Genomic DNA, 14,054 nt, shown 5'->3' with positions numbered 1-14,054 from the left:
GCCCGGGTTTGGCCTCGCCACAGACAGAATGCACCACCCCGGCGAAGGGCGGAGCCCAGTTGGAAAAGTGGCAGTGACGACGCGATGTCTCCAGTCATCAGCCGCTCCCAACTGGACCCCGGCCTCCGCCGGGGGGGCACCTGAGAGAACGGACGATGGATATCATTAGTCATATTGCTAATTAGCCTAAATCCTAATATGCATCCCACATGGACTCGGTCTTCGACGCCCTCGCGCATCCGACGCGCCGCCGCATTCTCGAGCTGCTCAAAGGCGGCGCGATGACCGCTGGCGCGCTTGCCGAGGCGTTCGCGGTGTCGAAGCCGACCATGTCGAACCACTTCGCCAAGCTGAAGGCGGCGGGCCTCATCCAGGCCGAGAACCGCGGCACGTCGATCGTCTACACGCTCGATTTGTCGGTGATGGAGGAGGTGGTGATGGGCTTCATGGGCCGGCTCCGCGTCGGCACACACGCAGAGGGGGACACATGCGCTACCGAAACCTGATCATAGCCTCCGCGCTGACCGCCGCCGGCCTCGCGATCGTCGCGGCCGTCGCGCTCGGCCGGTTTCCCCCTGGTACGCACCTGCCGACACACTGGGGCGCCGACGGCCTCCCGGATCGGTTTGGCAGCGTGCGCACGGCGCTGTTCATGCCGGTAGCGCTCACGGTCGGCATCGCGCTGTTCATGGCCGCGTTGCCCTCGCTCGAACCGCTGCAGGACAAGCTCGAACAGTCCGCGCCGCTCTATCGCACCGCCTGGGCCGGGTTTCTCGGGATGACGGCCTTGTCGGAAGCGGTGGTTGCCGCCCCCGCGTTCGGCCTGGCGCTGCCGCCGACGACAATGCTCGCGGGGATCGGCATGCTGCTGGTCGCGATCGGCAACGTCCTGCCCAAGTCGCGCCCCGGCTTCTTCGTCGGTATCCGTACCCCCTGGGCGATCGTCGATCCCGACAACTGGATCGCCACGCACCGTTATGCCAGCCGCATCATGATGGCCGCGGGGCTGGCGATCATCGTCCTCGCACTCTTGCCGATGCCCGGCGAAAACCGCACCGCATTCTTCCGTGCGGTGCTGCTGGTAACCGTCACCACCCCGGTGATCTATTCGTTCTTCTACTGGCGCCGCACGCGCCGCGCGGGCTAGGCGCCGGATAGATCGATATCCGTCCGAACACCCGCCGCCTCTATTGCTCTGCGGGGAAGGCTCGCCCATCCCGACCGCATCACGCGGAGGCTTCATGATACGCACACGCTCGGCATCGGCTTGGATCCTGGCGCTGGCCGCGCTCACCGGCGCGGCGACGCCTGCGCGTGAACGCGTCGTCGACGGCGACGGCATCGTCGATGCGACCATCGCCGGCGTGCGCGGGCGCATCCGCATCGAGCCTTCGGGCACCGCGATGCCGCTGGTCACCACCGCCTGGGCCGAGCGCGCGACACTCAAACCGGGCATGCTCGCGTTCAGCTATGCGGTCGGCACCGAACGCGTCCACGGCAGGACCGGGGTCGCACCGATCGACCTTGGCACCGGCCCCTTCAAGCGCCGCATCGGCTGGACCGCCAATCCGTACACCCCGGCCGCAGACGGCGTCATCGGGCCGGGCGGCGTCCCCGAAGACGTCGTCCGCTTCATCTTGCGTACACCGGTCGCGGGGGAGCGCACGGTGGCGTTGCCGACGACCGACCAGGGTGGCTTGGCCGGCGGCTGGGGCGAACTCTACGCGCTGATCGATCTCGGCGGCCAGCCGCTCCGCATCCGCTTCGACCCGTATCACGCACGGACGCTCGCCACCGCCAGCGCCGCCGCCCGGATTGCGGCGGCCCAGGGCGGCGTGCTTCAGGGCGTAGTCGAGAAGGTGGAAATCGCCTTTGGAATCGAACGCCCGGTCCGCACCATGACGCTCGCCAGGCCGCTGACCGTCGGGCCCCTCCAGTTCGCCACGCTGGGTGTCCGCACCGCCGACCACGGCTCCACCGCCGGCATCGCCGATGCCGCAGACCCGATCGACCCGGACGAAATCGTCGTCACCGCCAAGAGCAAGAAGCCAGGCCGCGATCGCCTCTCGATCGGCGCGGATCTGCTCGCCCGCTGCTCGCGTATCGTCTTCGACAAACCGGCCAGGCAGATCCGCCTGACCTGCGCGTAAACTCGATCGAGATCCGGCCAGTCTGGCGCGGGCGAACGATGGACCGCGCCCCTGCGAGCCGGCATCCTCCACCGTTCAATCCGGGGGGACGCGCATGGAACTGAGCATCAGGCTGGCCGAGCTGCAAAAACGCACGATCGAGCACCGTGAGGTCTTGCTGACCGAGGAGGCCGCGAAGACCGCGCTCGTCATGCCGTTCCTCCAGTCGCTTGGCTATGACGTCTTCAATCCGTCCGAGGTCGTTCCCGAATTCACCGCCGACATCGGCACCAAGAAGGGCGAGAAGGTCGACTATGCGATCTCCGCGGGCGGGAAAGTGTCGATCCTGATCGAGTGCAAGCCCTCCTCGGTGCTGCTCAACGTCAATCATGCCGGCCAGCTGTTCCGCTATTTCAGCGTCACCGATGCGCGTCTGGCGGTGCTGACCAACGGCGTCGTCTATCAGTTCTATTCGGACATCGAGCGCCCGAACAAGATGGACGACAAGCCGTTCTTCACCTTCACGATGGACGCGATCAAGCCCGGCGACATCCGCACGCTCGAGAAATTCACCAAGGCCGCATTCGACATCGACAAGATCGTCCAGGAGGCCGGCAACCTCAAGACGCAGTCGCTGATCCGCCTCGAGCTGGAGAAGGAGTTCGCCGAGCCGTCCGACGAGTTCGTCCGGATGACGGCACAGCGCGTCCATGGCGGGCGCCTGACCCCGGCGATCAAGGACGGTTTTGCGAAGCTCGTCGCCCCCGCGATCGCCGCGCTGATCCGCGATTTCGTCAACGAACGTCTGTCATCGGCGCTGAAGGCGTCGAGCCCGGTCGAGGACTTGCCGCCGGGTGCGTCCGACGATCCCTCCGACGGCGACGGCATCGTCACCACGCAGGAGGAGATTTCGGGCTTCCACATCGTCCAGGTGATCGCCTCGCGGCTGGTCGATCCGAAACGCGTGATCGTCCGCGACGCGAAATCCTATTGCGCGATCCTGCTCGACGACAACAACCGGAAGACGGTCGCGCGGATGCACTTCAACGGCATCACCACCAAGTATCTCGGCATGTTCGCGGGCAAGGACGAGACGCGCCACCTGCTGTCGGACCTGACGCACATCTACCAATATTCCGCGGCGATCGAGGCGCGGTTGCGCGAACTGGATCCGGCGATCCCGGCTTAGCGCGAACGGAAGGGTCTTGCCGAGATTCGGCTAGGGATCGGCATTAGAGCCGAACCGCTTGAACGTACCGCCACCCCGGCGGAGGCCGGGGCCCAGTTGGGGAAGGTCGATAACGAAAGACTGTGCTCCGTTACTCCATCCTCTCCAACTGGGCCCCGGCCTCCGCCGGGGTGGCGGAATAGAGCCCGGCGCCTGTGATGCTGCTTAGTCTAGTTTAGTCTAGTCCCGCGCGGGATCGTCGCGACCATCTCGGCTCGATCTATCAGCCGAGCGCTCTCGTCCCGTCGATCAAGCTTGCGCAAAACGCGCTATTATTCTGAATGGTCCGACCCAAGTCGCCGTCAACGCCCAGCCGCAACCGCCGGCACCGCGCGCAACGGGGCGCAGATCAACGCGCGGCCAGACGCTCCAAGGCACGCTCGCGCCCGATCAGCGGCAGCAACGCCGCCATGTCCGGGCCATGATCGCGTCCCGTCAGAGCAAGGCGCAACGGCAGGAACAGCGCCTTGCCCTTGCGCCCCGTCTCGGTCTTCAGCCGGGCGGTCAGCGCATGCCAGGGGTCGCCCGACCAGTCGATCGCCGCGGCCGCCGCCAGCGCCTGGTCGAGATACGCCGGCTCGACATCGCCCTCGATCGCCACCGGCCCCTCGATCACGTGCCACCAGTCGGCCACATCGGCCATCGTCACGAGGTTCGGCCGCACCGCCTCCCACGCCGCCGCCCCCATGCCGGCAGGCAACCGATCCGCCACGTCCTCATACGCCAGCGCGTGCAGGATTCGCGCGTTCAGCTGCGCCAGTTCCGCCTCGTCGAACCGCGCGGGCGCGCGCCCGAACCGCGCGAAGTCGAATCCCGCGATCAGCGGCGCGGCGTCGGCGATCGGTTCGACCGGATCGCTCGTCCCGATCCGCGCGAGCAGCGCACGCACCGCCTGCGGTTCGATCCCGACCGCGCGGAAATGATCGACGCCGAGCGAGCCGAGCCGCTTCGACAGCTTGCCCTCCGCGCCCGTCAGCAACGCCTCATGCGCAAACCGCGGCGGGGTCACGCCAAGCGCCGCGAACATCTGCAACTGGAGCGCGGTGTTCGACACATGATCCTCGCCGCGCACGACATGCGTGACGCCCATCTCGGCATCGTCGATCGCCGAGGGCAGCATATAGAGCCACGATCCATCCGCGCGTCGGACCACCGGATCGCTCATCGTCTTCGCCTCGAAATGCGCCACGCCGCGGATCAGGTCGTCCCATGCGATCGGTGCGTCATGATCGAGCTTGAACCGCCAGTGCGGCTTCACCCCGTCTGCCTCCAGCTTTGCGCGCGCGTCGTCGTCCAACGCCAGCGCCGCGCGGTCGTAGATCGGCGGCAACCCGCGCCCGGCCTGGATCTTGCGCTTCAGATCGAGCTCCTGCGTCGTCTCGTACGCCGGATACACATGCCCGCTCGCGACCAGGTCCGCGAACCGCGCCTCGTACAACGCGAACCGTGCCGACTGCCGCTCCTCCGCATCGGGCGTCATCCCGAGCCAGTCGAGATCGGCACGGATCGCATCGACGTAGCGCTCTTCGCTGCGTTCGGGATCGGTGTCGTCGATCCGCAGCACGAACGTCCCGCCATTGGCCCGCGCGAACATCCAGTTGTGGAGCGCGGTGCGGATGTTGCCGACGTGCAGCCGGCCGGTGGGGGAGGGGGCGAAACGGGTGATGACGGTCATCCCGCCGCTGTACGGATCGGCGCGTCGGCGGGCAAACCCTTCCACGCACCCTTTCACCGGACGATTCGTGCGCCTAAGGGGTGCGGAATATCGAGCGGGAAATAGCTTCATGAAACTGATGACCGGCAATTCGAACCTGCCACTCGCGCAGGAGATCGCCGCCTATCTCGAGACGCCGCTGACCGACGTCAGCGTGCGCCGCTTCGCGGACGAGGAGGTCTTCGTCGAGATCAACGAGAACGTCCGCGGCGAGGACGTGTTCGTGATCCAGTCGACCGGCTATCCCGCCAACGACAATCTCATGGAACTGCTGATCATGATCGACGCGCTGAAGCGTGCGTCGGCGCGGCGCATCACTGCGGTGATCCCGTACATGGGCTATGCCAGGCAGGACCGGAAGCCCGGCCCGCGCACGCCGATCTCGGCCAAGCTGGTTGCGAACCTGATCACCGTCGCGGGCGCCAACCGCGTGCTGTCGGTCGATCTGCATGCCGGCCAGATCCAGGGCTTCTTCGATATCCCGACCGACAATCTCTATGCGGCCCCAGTGATGTCGGCGGACATCCTCGCGCGGTTCAAGGGCAAGAACCTGATGGTCGTCTCGCCCGACGTCGGCGGCGTCGTCCGCGCCCGCGTGCTCGCCAAGCGACTCGACAACGCCCCGCTCGCGATCGTCGACAAGCGGCGTGAGCGCGCGGGCGAGTCGGAGGTGATGAACATCATCGGCGAAGTCGAGGGACGTTTCTGCATCCTGATCGACGATATCGTCGATTCGGCGGGGACGCTGTGCAACGCCGCGGCGGCGCTGATGGAAGCGGGCGCGGAGGGCGTGGTCGCCTATGTCACGCACGGTGTGCTGTCGGGTGGCGCCGTCGCCCGAGTCGAAGGGTCGGAACTGCGCGAACTGGTGATCACCGATTCGATCGGCAATCACGATGTGATCAAGGGCGCACACGGCAAGATCCGCCACCTCCAGATCGCGCCGTTGCTCGGCGAGGCGATCAAGCGAATCGCGGACGAGACGTCGGTGTCGAGTTTGTTCGACTGACCCTGTGTCTCGGGGCGGAGTTAGGCTTGTTTCTCCGCGAAGGCGGGGACCCGGACTGGGCGCGCGCCTTCGCGGGAGAACACGAAAGCGGGAGCGACGCTCTGATCAGCGCTGCGACAACGCTACAATATGCTCGAATACAGCAGGATGCAGCGGCTTGGCGAACGCGCAGCCGTATTTGAACTTGTCGCGCCAGGCGACCACCGCTTCCAGCGCCGCCAGCCCCGGCAGCGTCAGCCACACGACCGTACCCGGCCACAGGGTGAAGCTCGTCTCCGCGCGGAAGCCCGACAGCGACAGGTCGGTCACCTCGATCTCGAACCGCGTCTGGCCACGATCGCGCAGATGCGCGCGCATCTTGACGGCCTTGCGGAGGGCCTGACGAAGCTCCTCGCCGGTCGGTTCGGCTGGAGGAAGGGAGACGGGCTGTGTCATGTCCGGAACACTGCTCCCGAAAGGGTTACTTTTCTGCAAACGCCGGCGATTCGGCGGTCTGCAATCGGACCGCACGGGACCGAACACGCATCGGTATGCCAGCGCGCGACCGGCGCTCGAGTTCCGCCTTCAGATCCACGAGCTTCGACGCGACGAAAAAGCAGAAATTTGCATTGCCGTTCTTTAGTCTCGACGACGTGGTGCGGCTGGTGCGCCCGGACGATCCGCTCGACGCAGCAAGTGGCGAATTGTCGCGGGACGATCGAAACTCACGAGCATCAACCCAAACGATCCTCCCGCTGGTGAAGGATGATCACGGGCCGGCAATACGTCCAGCCATCGCGCCCAAATCACCCTATTGCAAACGAGACGCAAGTTCAAATGCCTTAAGGGTGGATTTGCAGCGCGCCCTGTGCTTTACGCCCAACCAATTCCCGAGTTTCCTAAAAATTGCGTGGAGCCTTCCCGATGAACATCCATGAATACCAGGCCAAGGAACTGCTGGCCAAGTTCGGCGTCCCCGTGCCTGCCGGTTTCGCGGCACTGACCGTCGAGGAGGCCGTCGAGGCCTCGAAGAAGCTTCCCGGACCGCTCTATGTCGTCAAGGCGCAGATCCACGCCGGCGGCCGCGGCAAGGGCAAGTTCGTCGAGCTCGGCCCCGATGCCAAGGGCGGCGTCCGCCTCGCCAAGACCGAGGACGAGGTTCGCGCGGCCGCGACCGACATGCTCGGCAACACGCTCGTCACGATCCAGACGGGTGACGCGGGCAAGCAGGTCAATCGCCTGTACGTCACCGACGGCGTCGACATCGACAAGGAATTCTACCTCGCGCTGACGCTCAACCGCACCACCGGCCGAGTGATGATGGTGGTCTCGACCGAGGGCGGCATGGACATCGAAGCGGTCGCGCACGACACGCCCGAGAAAATCCAGTCGATCGACATCGATCAGGCGACCGGCTTCATGCCGCATCACGGCCGTGCCGTCGCGGCTGCGCTGAAGCTCACCGGCGATCTCGCCAAGCAGGCCGCGAACACCGCGTCGAAGCTGTATGACGCGTTCATGGGCACCGATGCCGAGCAGATCGAGATCAACCCGCTCGCCGTCACAAACGACGGCAAGCTGATGGTGCTCGACGCGAAGGTTGCGTTCGACGGCAACGCGCTGTTCCGCCACAAGGACCTGCTCGAACTGCGCGACGAGACCGAGGAAGACCCCGCCGAGCTCGAGGCGTCGAAGTACGACCTCGCCTACATCAAGCTCGATGGCGACATCGGCTGCATGGTCAACGGCGCCGGCCTCGCAATGGCGACGATGGACATCATCAAGCTCAACGGCATGTTCCCGGCCAACTTCCTCGACGTCGGCGGCGGCGCCAACAAGGAGAAGGTGACCGCGGCGTTCAAGATCATCCTCGCGGATCCGAACGTGAAGGGCATCCTCGTCAACATCTTCGGCGGTATCATGAAGTGCGACATCATCGCCGACGGCATCGTCGCCGCGGCGAAGGAAGTGAACCTCTCGGTGCCGCTCGTCGTCCGCCTCGAGGGCACGAATGTCGAGAAGGGCAAGGAGATCCTCGCGAACTCCGGCCTCGCGATCGTCCCGGCGAACGACCTTGGGGATGCCGCGAAGAAGATCGTCGCAGAGGTGCAGAAGGTCGCGGCGTAACCGCCCGGTCTTTCGCATACTGATTCTGCGAAAAGAGGGGCTCGGGCGGAAACGTCCGGGCCCTTTTTCGTTGATGCCAACCTATCGATCCTCCCCCGCAAGGGGGAGGTGTCGCCGAAGGTGACGGAGGGGGAGGACACGGAACCGAGGTTTTCCTGTCCTCCCCCTCCGTCTGGCAAGGGCCAGCCACCTCCCCCTGGCGGGGGAGGATTCGTTGGAGATACGACTCGACCGCCGGGCACACCGTCGTGACGCTACGGCATCGCGATGATTCCGTACCGGACTTGCGAAAACGGCTCGAAACGGCCATCTGTCGCGCCAACGCCAATTGGCGAAACGAATAGATTCACCTTGGAAGGAACCCCGATGAAGGTGCTGGTGCCGGTCAAGCGCGTGCTTGACTACAACGTGAAGCCTCGCGTGAAGGCGGACGGAACGGGCGTCGATCTGGCGAACGTCAAGATGAGCATGAACCCGTTCGACGAGATCGCGGTCGAGGAAGCCATCCGCCTCAAGGACAAGGGCGTGACCGAGATCGTCGTCGTCTCGATCGGCGAGCAGAAGAGCCAGGAAACGCTCCGCACCGCGCTCGCGATGGGCGCCGATCGTGCGATCCTCGTCGTCAGCGAGACCAAGGTCGAGCCACTGGGCGTCGCCAAGATCCTCGCCAAGATCGTCGAGGAAGAGAAGCCCGACCTCGTGATCCTCGGCAAGCAGGCGATCGATGACGACAACAACCAGACCGGGCAGATGCTCGCCGGCCTCCTCAACTGGGGCCAGGGCACGTTCGCATCGAAGGTCGAGATCGCCGACGGTTCGGTCAACGTGACTCGCGAAGTCGATGGCGGCGCCGAGACGGATACGCTCAAGCTGCCCGCGATCATCACCACCGATCTTCGCCTCAACGAGCCGCGCTATGCCTCGCTGCCGAACATCATGAAGGCGAAGTCGAAGCCGATGGCGCAGAAGACGCCGGCCGATTTCGGCGTCGACGTGACGCCGCGCCTGACCACGCTGAAGGTGGTCGAGCCCGCCAAGCGCTCGGCTGGGATCAAGGTCGCCGATGTCGACGCACTGGTCGGCAAGCTCAAGGAAATGGGAGTCGCCAAGTGAAGACGCTCGTCTGGGTCGAACATGACGGTCAGGCCGTCAAAGATGCCACGCTGTCGGCGGTCACGGCCGCATCGCAGCTCGGTGAAGTCCACCTGCTGGTCGTCGGCCAGGGCGTCGATGGCGTCGCCGCCGCAGCCGCGAAGATCGCCGGCGTAGGCAAGGTGCATGTCGCGGACGACGCTGCGTTCGCGCATGCGCTCGCCGAGAACGTCGCGCCGCTGATCGTCGAATTGATGGGCACGCACGATGCGTTCGTCGCGCCGTCGACTACGCACGGCAAGAACATCGCGCCGCGCGTGGCCGCGTTGCTCGACGTCATGCAGATCAGCGACATTCTGTCGGTCGAGAGCGAAGACACGTTCACGCGGCCGATCTATGCGGGCAACGCGATCGCGACCGTGCAGTCGACCGACGCGAAGAAGGTCATCACGGTCCGCGGCACGGCGTTCGCCAAGGCTGCGACCGAGGGTGGGTCGGGCGAGATCGAGGCGGTCGCGTCGACCGGCGACAAGGGTCTGTCGACCTTCGCCGGCTCGGAGATTGCGAAGAACGAGCGTCCCGAGCTGACCAGCGCGAAGATCATCGTCTCGGGCGGCCGCGCGCTTGCCTCGAGCGACCAGTTCCACGCGATGATCGATCCGCTGGCGGACAAGCTTGGCGCCGGTGTCGGTGCGTCGCGCGCCGCGGTCGATGCAGGCTATGCGCCGAACGATTATCAGGTCGGCCAGACCGGCAAGATCGTCGCGCCGGAAGTGTATGTCGCGGTCGGCATCTCGGGGGCGATCCAGCATCTCGCGGGGATGAAGGACTCGAAGGTCATCATCGCGATCAACAAGGACGAGGACGCGCCGATCTTCCAGGTCGCTGACATCGGCCTGGTCGGCGATCTGTTCAAGATCGTGCCGGAATTGACGGCGAAGCTGTAGGCGAAGCCGTTGCGCAAGGCGAAGCCAAGCGCAACAGCTAGCCCGGCCGGCGGCGCTCCAGCGCCGACCGACGACGCGGGATTTACTCCCGCGGCGCGCGCCACGAACGGGCGGTGTGACGTAGGGCGCACCGCCCGTTCTCGTGTCTGCCGAACGTAAAGGTCGGCGGATGTCGAACCGATGCGCTGACAAACGGAGGCTTGTTGCGTTCAAGCGAGCACTACCTTGGCGGAGGCCGGGGCCCAGTTGGGCGCCGTCGCTTATAAGGCGTAGCGCTTCGTTACTGCGACCTTTCCAACTGGACCCCGGCCTTCGCCGGGGTGGTGCTTGAGTTTGGCAGGCGACGCCTCTAGCGGTAATTGGTCTAAGCCCGATCGAGCCGATGTCGGCAAACCTCCGAAGCACTGACCTGCCCACAGCAACCCACGCAGTTGCCGCCCGCCGCACGCCTCCCCAATTACCCAGCATGTACGGCGTCCACTCGAACCCGCGCGACCGCCTGATATCCGCGGCCGGCGCCGCGATACTCTGCGCCGTGATCGGCTATGCGCTGATCCTCGGCCTCGGCGTCAGCATTCCCACCGCTATCCCCGACGCGCTGAAGACATTCGCCGTCGGCCCCACGCCACCGCCACCGCCGCCCGAAAAGATCGTCCCCCGCCCCGCGAAAAGTCACCGCCCCGAAGGGGCGGCGTCGCCCGCGAACCTTCGCTCGAAGGCGCCCGAAGTCGTCGTCCCCAAACCGATCATTCCCCCGATCGTCCCCCCGCCGCCGGTCATCGCCGCCCTCAAACCCGGACCCGGCAGCGACGCCACAACCGGCGCGGCCCCCATTCCCGGGCCGGGGACCGGCGCAGGCGGCGAGGGGAACGGCACCGGCAGCGGTCGGTCCGGAAATGGCGACGGTGACGGTGGCGACGAGACTCCGCCCCGTCTCCTCAAGGGCCGCTTCAAGAACAAGGATTTCCCCAACGCCGAGGCGGTGATCGGCGCGGGCGGGATCGTCGGCGTGCGGTATACGGTCGAGACCGATGGCAGCGTCACCCACTGCATGGTCACGCGCTCCAGCGGAAACGGCGTGCTCGACGCGACCACCTGCCACCTGATCGAACTGCGCTTCCGCTACCGCCCCTGGCTCGACGCCGCCGGCCGGCCGGTCCGCTCGACCGTCGTCCACAACCAGGAATGGGTGAACCAGCTAGGCCCGCCGTCACGCGGGTCTTGATCGCATCGCGGAACGCCGGATGACCCGCCGAACATGGAATCGTCATCCCCGCGTAGGCGGGGATCCATACCCTCGGAAGCTTGCGATCGTTAGCAAGAGGTCAGCCAGTATGGGTTCCCGCCTCCGCGGGAATGACGATTATGCGATGGTGGCATAAGCCCCGCACCTAACGCCGTAACCGTCCCCCGCTCAGTACCCGCGCCGCCGTCGGCCAAACCGCCAGCAGCGACCGCCCCAGGACGATCGTCGCGCCGAGCACCAGCAACGGCTGCACCAGCAGATACGCCGGATACACCGCCGCCCCGAGTGACCCGGTCGCGAGGCCGATCACCGGCCCGAACAGCCACAACAGCACCAGATGATCGCAGAACGCGAGAAACCCGTACCGCTCGATTGAACGCAAGCGGTCCGCGACGCCGCTCCCCGCCAGTGCCCAGGCCAGCCGCCAGAACAGCAATGCCGACGCCAGCCGGAACACGAGATCGAACGCGGTCATCCCGTGCGGATGCGCCTCGAAGAAGCCGTTCCCCAGCACCGCCGTCCAGAGCCTCGGCGCGATCAGCACCACGAACGGCAGGGCACACGCCGCAACACGCCAGCCCGCTACCCGTTCCGCCACGCCGAACCGACGCGCGGCGATCCCGGCGGTGAAGAAAAGCAGGATCGGCGGTCGTAGCAGCACCGGGATGTGCACCCCCGACACGCTCCACACGATCACCACCAGTGCGACGACCGCGAGCCACGCGCTCGACGCCCGCACGAGCAGCGGCGCAATCATCATGCAGACGAACAGATCGCGCAGGAACGGCATCTGCACGTTCACATCATTGGCGTGCACCAGCGGCACGAGTTCGTTGAGCGTCCAGCCGAGGCTCGACGGCGTCGGCGCCTTCAGCGTACCGAACGCCGCCGCACCGCCCACCAGCAGAATCGCGATCGCATTCCACAGCAGCATCGGCAGCAGGATCGTCCGCGCCTTGCCCGCGAGGAACGGCGCATAGCTCCGGCGCGTCGCGGTCGACACGACCAGCCAGCCCGAGATCATCCCGAGCAACGGCACCGCGCTGCGCCCGAACAGCTCGCCGAGCGTGGTTCGCAGCACCGCCTGCCAGCTGAACGCGATCGCCGCCAGCTCCTCCGCGGTCCGCCCGGTCCAGGCATGGACGTAGACGATCCCCATGATCCCGATCAGCCGCGCGATCGCGATCGCGGTGGAGAGCCGGCTGTCGTGTTCGGTCGATGTGATCTGCACGCCCTTCCTCCGTCTGCGGACGCGGCTTTACCGCGCTTGTCGCCCGCGAACACCTGCTTCAGGATGGAGCGGACGTCACGGGGGACCAAGTCATGATCGCCGCATTGCTGTTGCTGACCGCGCAGGCGGGGGCCGCCGATCCCGTCCCGGACGCTACGCTGTCCCGCCGGGTCGAGCGCGTGCTGGAGCGCAGCCCGGTGATCGACGGGCACAACGACCTCGCCTGGGAGATACGCGAGCTGCACGAAGCGAAGGTCGAGTCGGTCGATCTTGCGGTCGATACCGCGCATCTGCCGAACCCGTTGCAGACCGACATTCCCCGCCTGCGGAAAGGTCACGTCGGCGGGCAGTTCTGGTCGGTCTACATCCCCGCCGATGCGCCGCGCGCGGTCGAGATGACGCTGGAGGAGATCGATATCGTCCGGCGATTCGTCGCGGCAAACCCGGCGATTTTCGAACTCGCCACCACTGCCGCGGATATCCGGCGGATCGAGAAGGCCGGGCGGATCGCCTCGCTGATCGGCGTCGAGGGCGGGCACCAGATCGACGGGCGGCTGTCGGTGTTGCGCCAGTATCGCGCGCTCGGCGTCGCGTATATGACGCTGACGCACGGCAAAAGCCTGGACTGGGCGGACAGTTCTACCGACGCACCGCGCGCGAACGGGCTCAGCGAGTTCGGGCGGCAGGTGGTCGCGGAGATGAACCGGATCGGGATGATCGTCGACGTGTCGCACGTGTCCGACGCGACGATGGCCGCAGCTTTAGCCGCGACCAAGGCGCCGGTGATCGCCTCGCACTCCAGCGCGCGGGCGATCGCGGATGCGCCGCGGAATATCCCCGACGACCTGCTTCGCGCGATCGGCGCGAACGGGGGCGTGGTGATGGTGAACTTCTATCCGTCGTTCCTGTCGGCCGCGTGGCGCGCCTGGGACGTTGCGCGCTCGGCCTATGCGAAGGGCATCGGCGTACCGGCGAACGTCTATGGCGCCAAATCGCCTGCGCCATTGGTAGCGTGGGACGCCGCGCATCCGGAGCCGCAGGTCACCGCCGCGACGGTGGCCGATCATGTCGAGCATATCGCCAAGATCGCCGGCCACGATCATGTCGGGATCGGTGGCGATTTCGACGGCATCCAGGGGACCGGGCCGATCGGGCTGAAAGGCGTCGACGGCTATCCGCTGCTGTTCGCCGAACTGGCGCGGCGGGGATGGAGCGATGGCGATCTGGCGAAGCTGTCCGGCGGCAACGTCCTGCGCGTCATCGAGCGCGTCGAAGCGGTCTCGAAGGCGATGGCGGGGATGCCGCCGGTCGATGCGACGGACGTGGGGTCGCGGTAAAGCGAGTTCCCGTTC

Annotated in this window: 14 protein-coding genes; 11 read left to right on the top strand and 3 right to left on the bottom strand. The window is 66.3% G+C overall.

Going from position 1 to position 14,054, the window contains the following annotated elements:
- Positions 1 to 209: 209 nt before the first annotated feature.
- The 4 genes from O6Y00_RS13200 (at position 210) to O6Y00_RS13185 (ending at position 3,318) form a co-directional block, all read left to right on the top strand.
- A complete protein-coding gene (locus tag O6Y00_RS13200) occupies positions 210 to 506 on the top strand; it encodes a metalloregulator ArsR/SmtB family transcription factor (RefSeq protein ID WP_353443063.1) in 297 nt (98 codons plus the stop codon).
- Positions 488 to 1,147 (top strand): SdpI family protein, encoded by a 660-nt coding sequence (locus O6Y00_RS13195; RefSeq protein ID WP_353443062.1) that lies wholly within the window; start codon positions 488 to 490, stop codon positions 1,145 to 1,147. Before O6Y00_RS13200 ends, O6Y00_RS13195 begins: the two co-directional genes overlap by 19 nt.
- Positions 1,148 to 1,241: 94 nt before the next feature.
- Positions 1,242 to 2,150: a hypothetical protein gene (locus tag O6Y00_RS13190; protein WP_353443061.1), complete on the top strand. Its 909-nt coding sequence runs from the start codon at positions 1,242 to 1,244 to the stop codon at positions 2,148 to 2,150.
- A gap of 94 nt (positions 2,151 to 2,244) precedes the next feature.
- The gene (locus O6Y00_RS13185; RefSeq protein WP_353443060.1) at positions 2,245 to 3,318 is read left to right on the top strand and encodes a type I restriction endonuclease; all 1,074 of its coding nucleotides are present in this window, start codon (positions 2,245 to 2,247) and stop codon (positions 3,316 to 3,318) included.
- Positions 3,319 to 3,706: 388 nt separating this feature from the next.
- Here O6Y00_RS13185 and gltX read toward each other — a convergent pair whose 3' ends face one another.
- The gene (gene gltX, locus O6Y00_RS13180; RefSeq protein WP_353443059.1) at positions 3,707 to 5,032 is read right to left on the bottom strand and encodes a glutamate--tRNA ligase; all 1,326 of its coding nucleotides are present in this window, start codon (positions 5,030 to 5,032) and stop codon (positions 3,707 to 3,709) included.
- Between the two features lie 109 nt (positions 5,033 to 5,141).
- Between gltX and O6Y00_RS13175 the strand changes: the two genes are divergently transcribed.
- The gene (locus tag O6Y00_RS13175; protein ID WP_353443058.1) at positions 5,142 to 6,080 is read left to right on the top strand and encodes a ribose-phosphate pyrophosphokinase; all 939 of its coding nucleotides are present in this window, start codon (positions 5,142 to 5,144) and stop codon (positions 6,078 to 6,080) included.
- A gap of 105 nt (positions 6,081 to 6,185) precedes the next feature.
- Here the strand turns inward: O6Y00_RS13175 and O6Y00_RS13170 are convergent, their stop codons facing one another.
- The gene (locus O6Y00_RS13170) at positions 6,186 to 6,515 is read right to left on the bottom strand and encodes a pilus assembly protein PilZ (RefSeq protein WP_353443057.1); all 330 of its coding nucleotides are present in this window, start codon (positions 6,513 to 6,515) and stop codon (positions 6,186 to 6,188) included.
- Positions 6,516 to 6,610: 95 nt separating this feature from the next.
- Between O6Y00_RS13170 and O6Y00_RS13165 the strand changes: the two genes are divergently transcribed.
- The 5 genes from O6Y00_RS13165 (at position 6,611) to O6Y00_RS13145 (ending at position 11,450) form a co-directional block, all read left to right on the top strand.
- A complete protein-coding gene (locus O6Y00_RS13165; RefSeq protein WP_353443056.1) occupies positions 6,611 to 6,997 on the top strand; it encodes a hypothetical protein in 387 nt (128 codons plus the stop codon).
- Complete coding sequence (gene sucC, locus O6Y00_RS13160; RefSeq protein ID WP_056053980.1) at positions 6,984 to 8,186, top strand: ADP-forming succinate--CoA ligase subunit beta; 1,203 nt, start codon at positions 6,984 to 6,986, stop codon at positions 8,184 to 8,186. The genes O6Y00_RS13165 and sucC overlap by 14 nt, the downstream gene beginning before the upstream one ends.
- A gap of 366 nt (positions 8,187 to 8,552) precedes the next feature.
- Positions 8,553 to 9,299 carry an electron transfer flavoprotein subunit beta/FixA family protein gene (locus tag O6Y00_RS13155; protein ID WP_056064107.1) on the top strand — a complete coding sequence of 249 codons (747 nt, stop codon included), beginning with the start codon at positions 8,553 to 8,555 and terminating at the stop codon, positions 9,297 to 9,299.
- Complete coding sequence (locus O6Y00_RS13150; RefSeq protein ID WP_353443055.1) at positions 9,296 to 10,225, top strand: electron transfer flavoprotein subunit alpha/FixB family protein; 930 nt, start codon at positions 9,296 to 9,298, stop codon at positions 10,223 to 10,225. The genes O6Y00_RS13155 and O6Y00_RS13150 overlap by 4 nt, the downstream gene beginning before the upstream one ends.
- Before the next feature lie 466 nt (positions 10,226 to 10,691).
- Positions 10,692 to 11,450 (top strand): energy transducer TonB, encoded by a 759-nt coding sequence (locus tag O6Y00_RS13145; protein WP_353443054.1) that lies wholly within the window; start codon positions 10,692 to 10,694, stop codon positions 11,448 to 11,450.
- Positions 11,451 to 11,616: 166 nt separating this feature from the next.
- On the opposite strand, the gene O6Y00_RS13140 is transcribed toward O6Y00_RS13145, so the two are convergent.
- Positions 11,617 to 12,702, bottom strand: coding sequence for an acyltransferase family protein (locus O6Y00_RS13140; RefSeq protein WP_353443053.1), 1,086 nt, complete (start codon positions 12,700 to 12,702; stop codon positions 11,617 to 11,619).
- Between the two features lie 92 nt (positions 12,703 to 12,794).
- Between O6Y00_RS13140 and O6Y00_RS13135 the strand changes: the two genes are divergently transcribed.
- The gene (locus O6Y00_RS13135) at positions 12,795 to 14,039 is read left to right on the top strand and encodes a dipeptidase (RefSeq protein ID WP_353443052.1); all 1,245 of its coding nucleotides are present in this window, start codon (positions 12,795 to 12,797) and stop codon (positions 14,037 to 14,039) included.
- Positions 14,040 to 14,054 lie beyond the last annotated feature (15 nt).

Source organism: Sphingomonas faeni, from assembly GCF_040407565.1.
In the GTDB taxonomy this organism is placed as follows: domain Bacteria; phylum Pseudomonadota; class Alphaproteobacteria; order Sphingomonadales; family Sphingomonadaceae; genus Sphingomonas; species Sphingomonas faeni_F.
The sequence above is the reverse complement of the archived record's forward strand: the minus strand, read 5'-3'. Positions and strand labels throughout refer to the sequence as shown.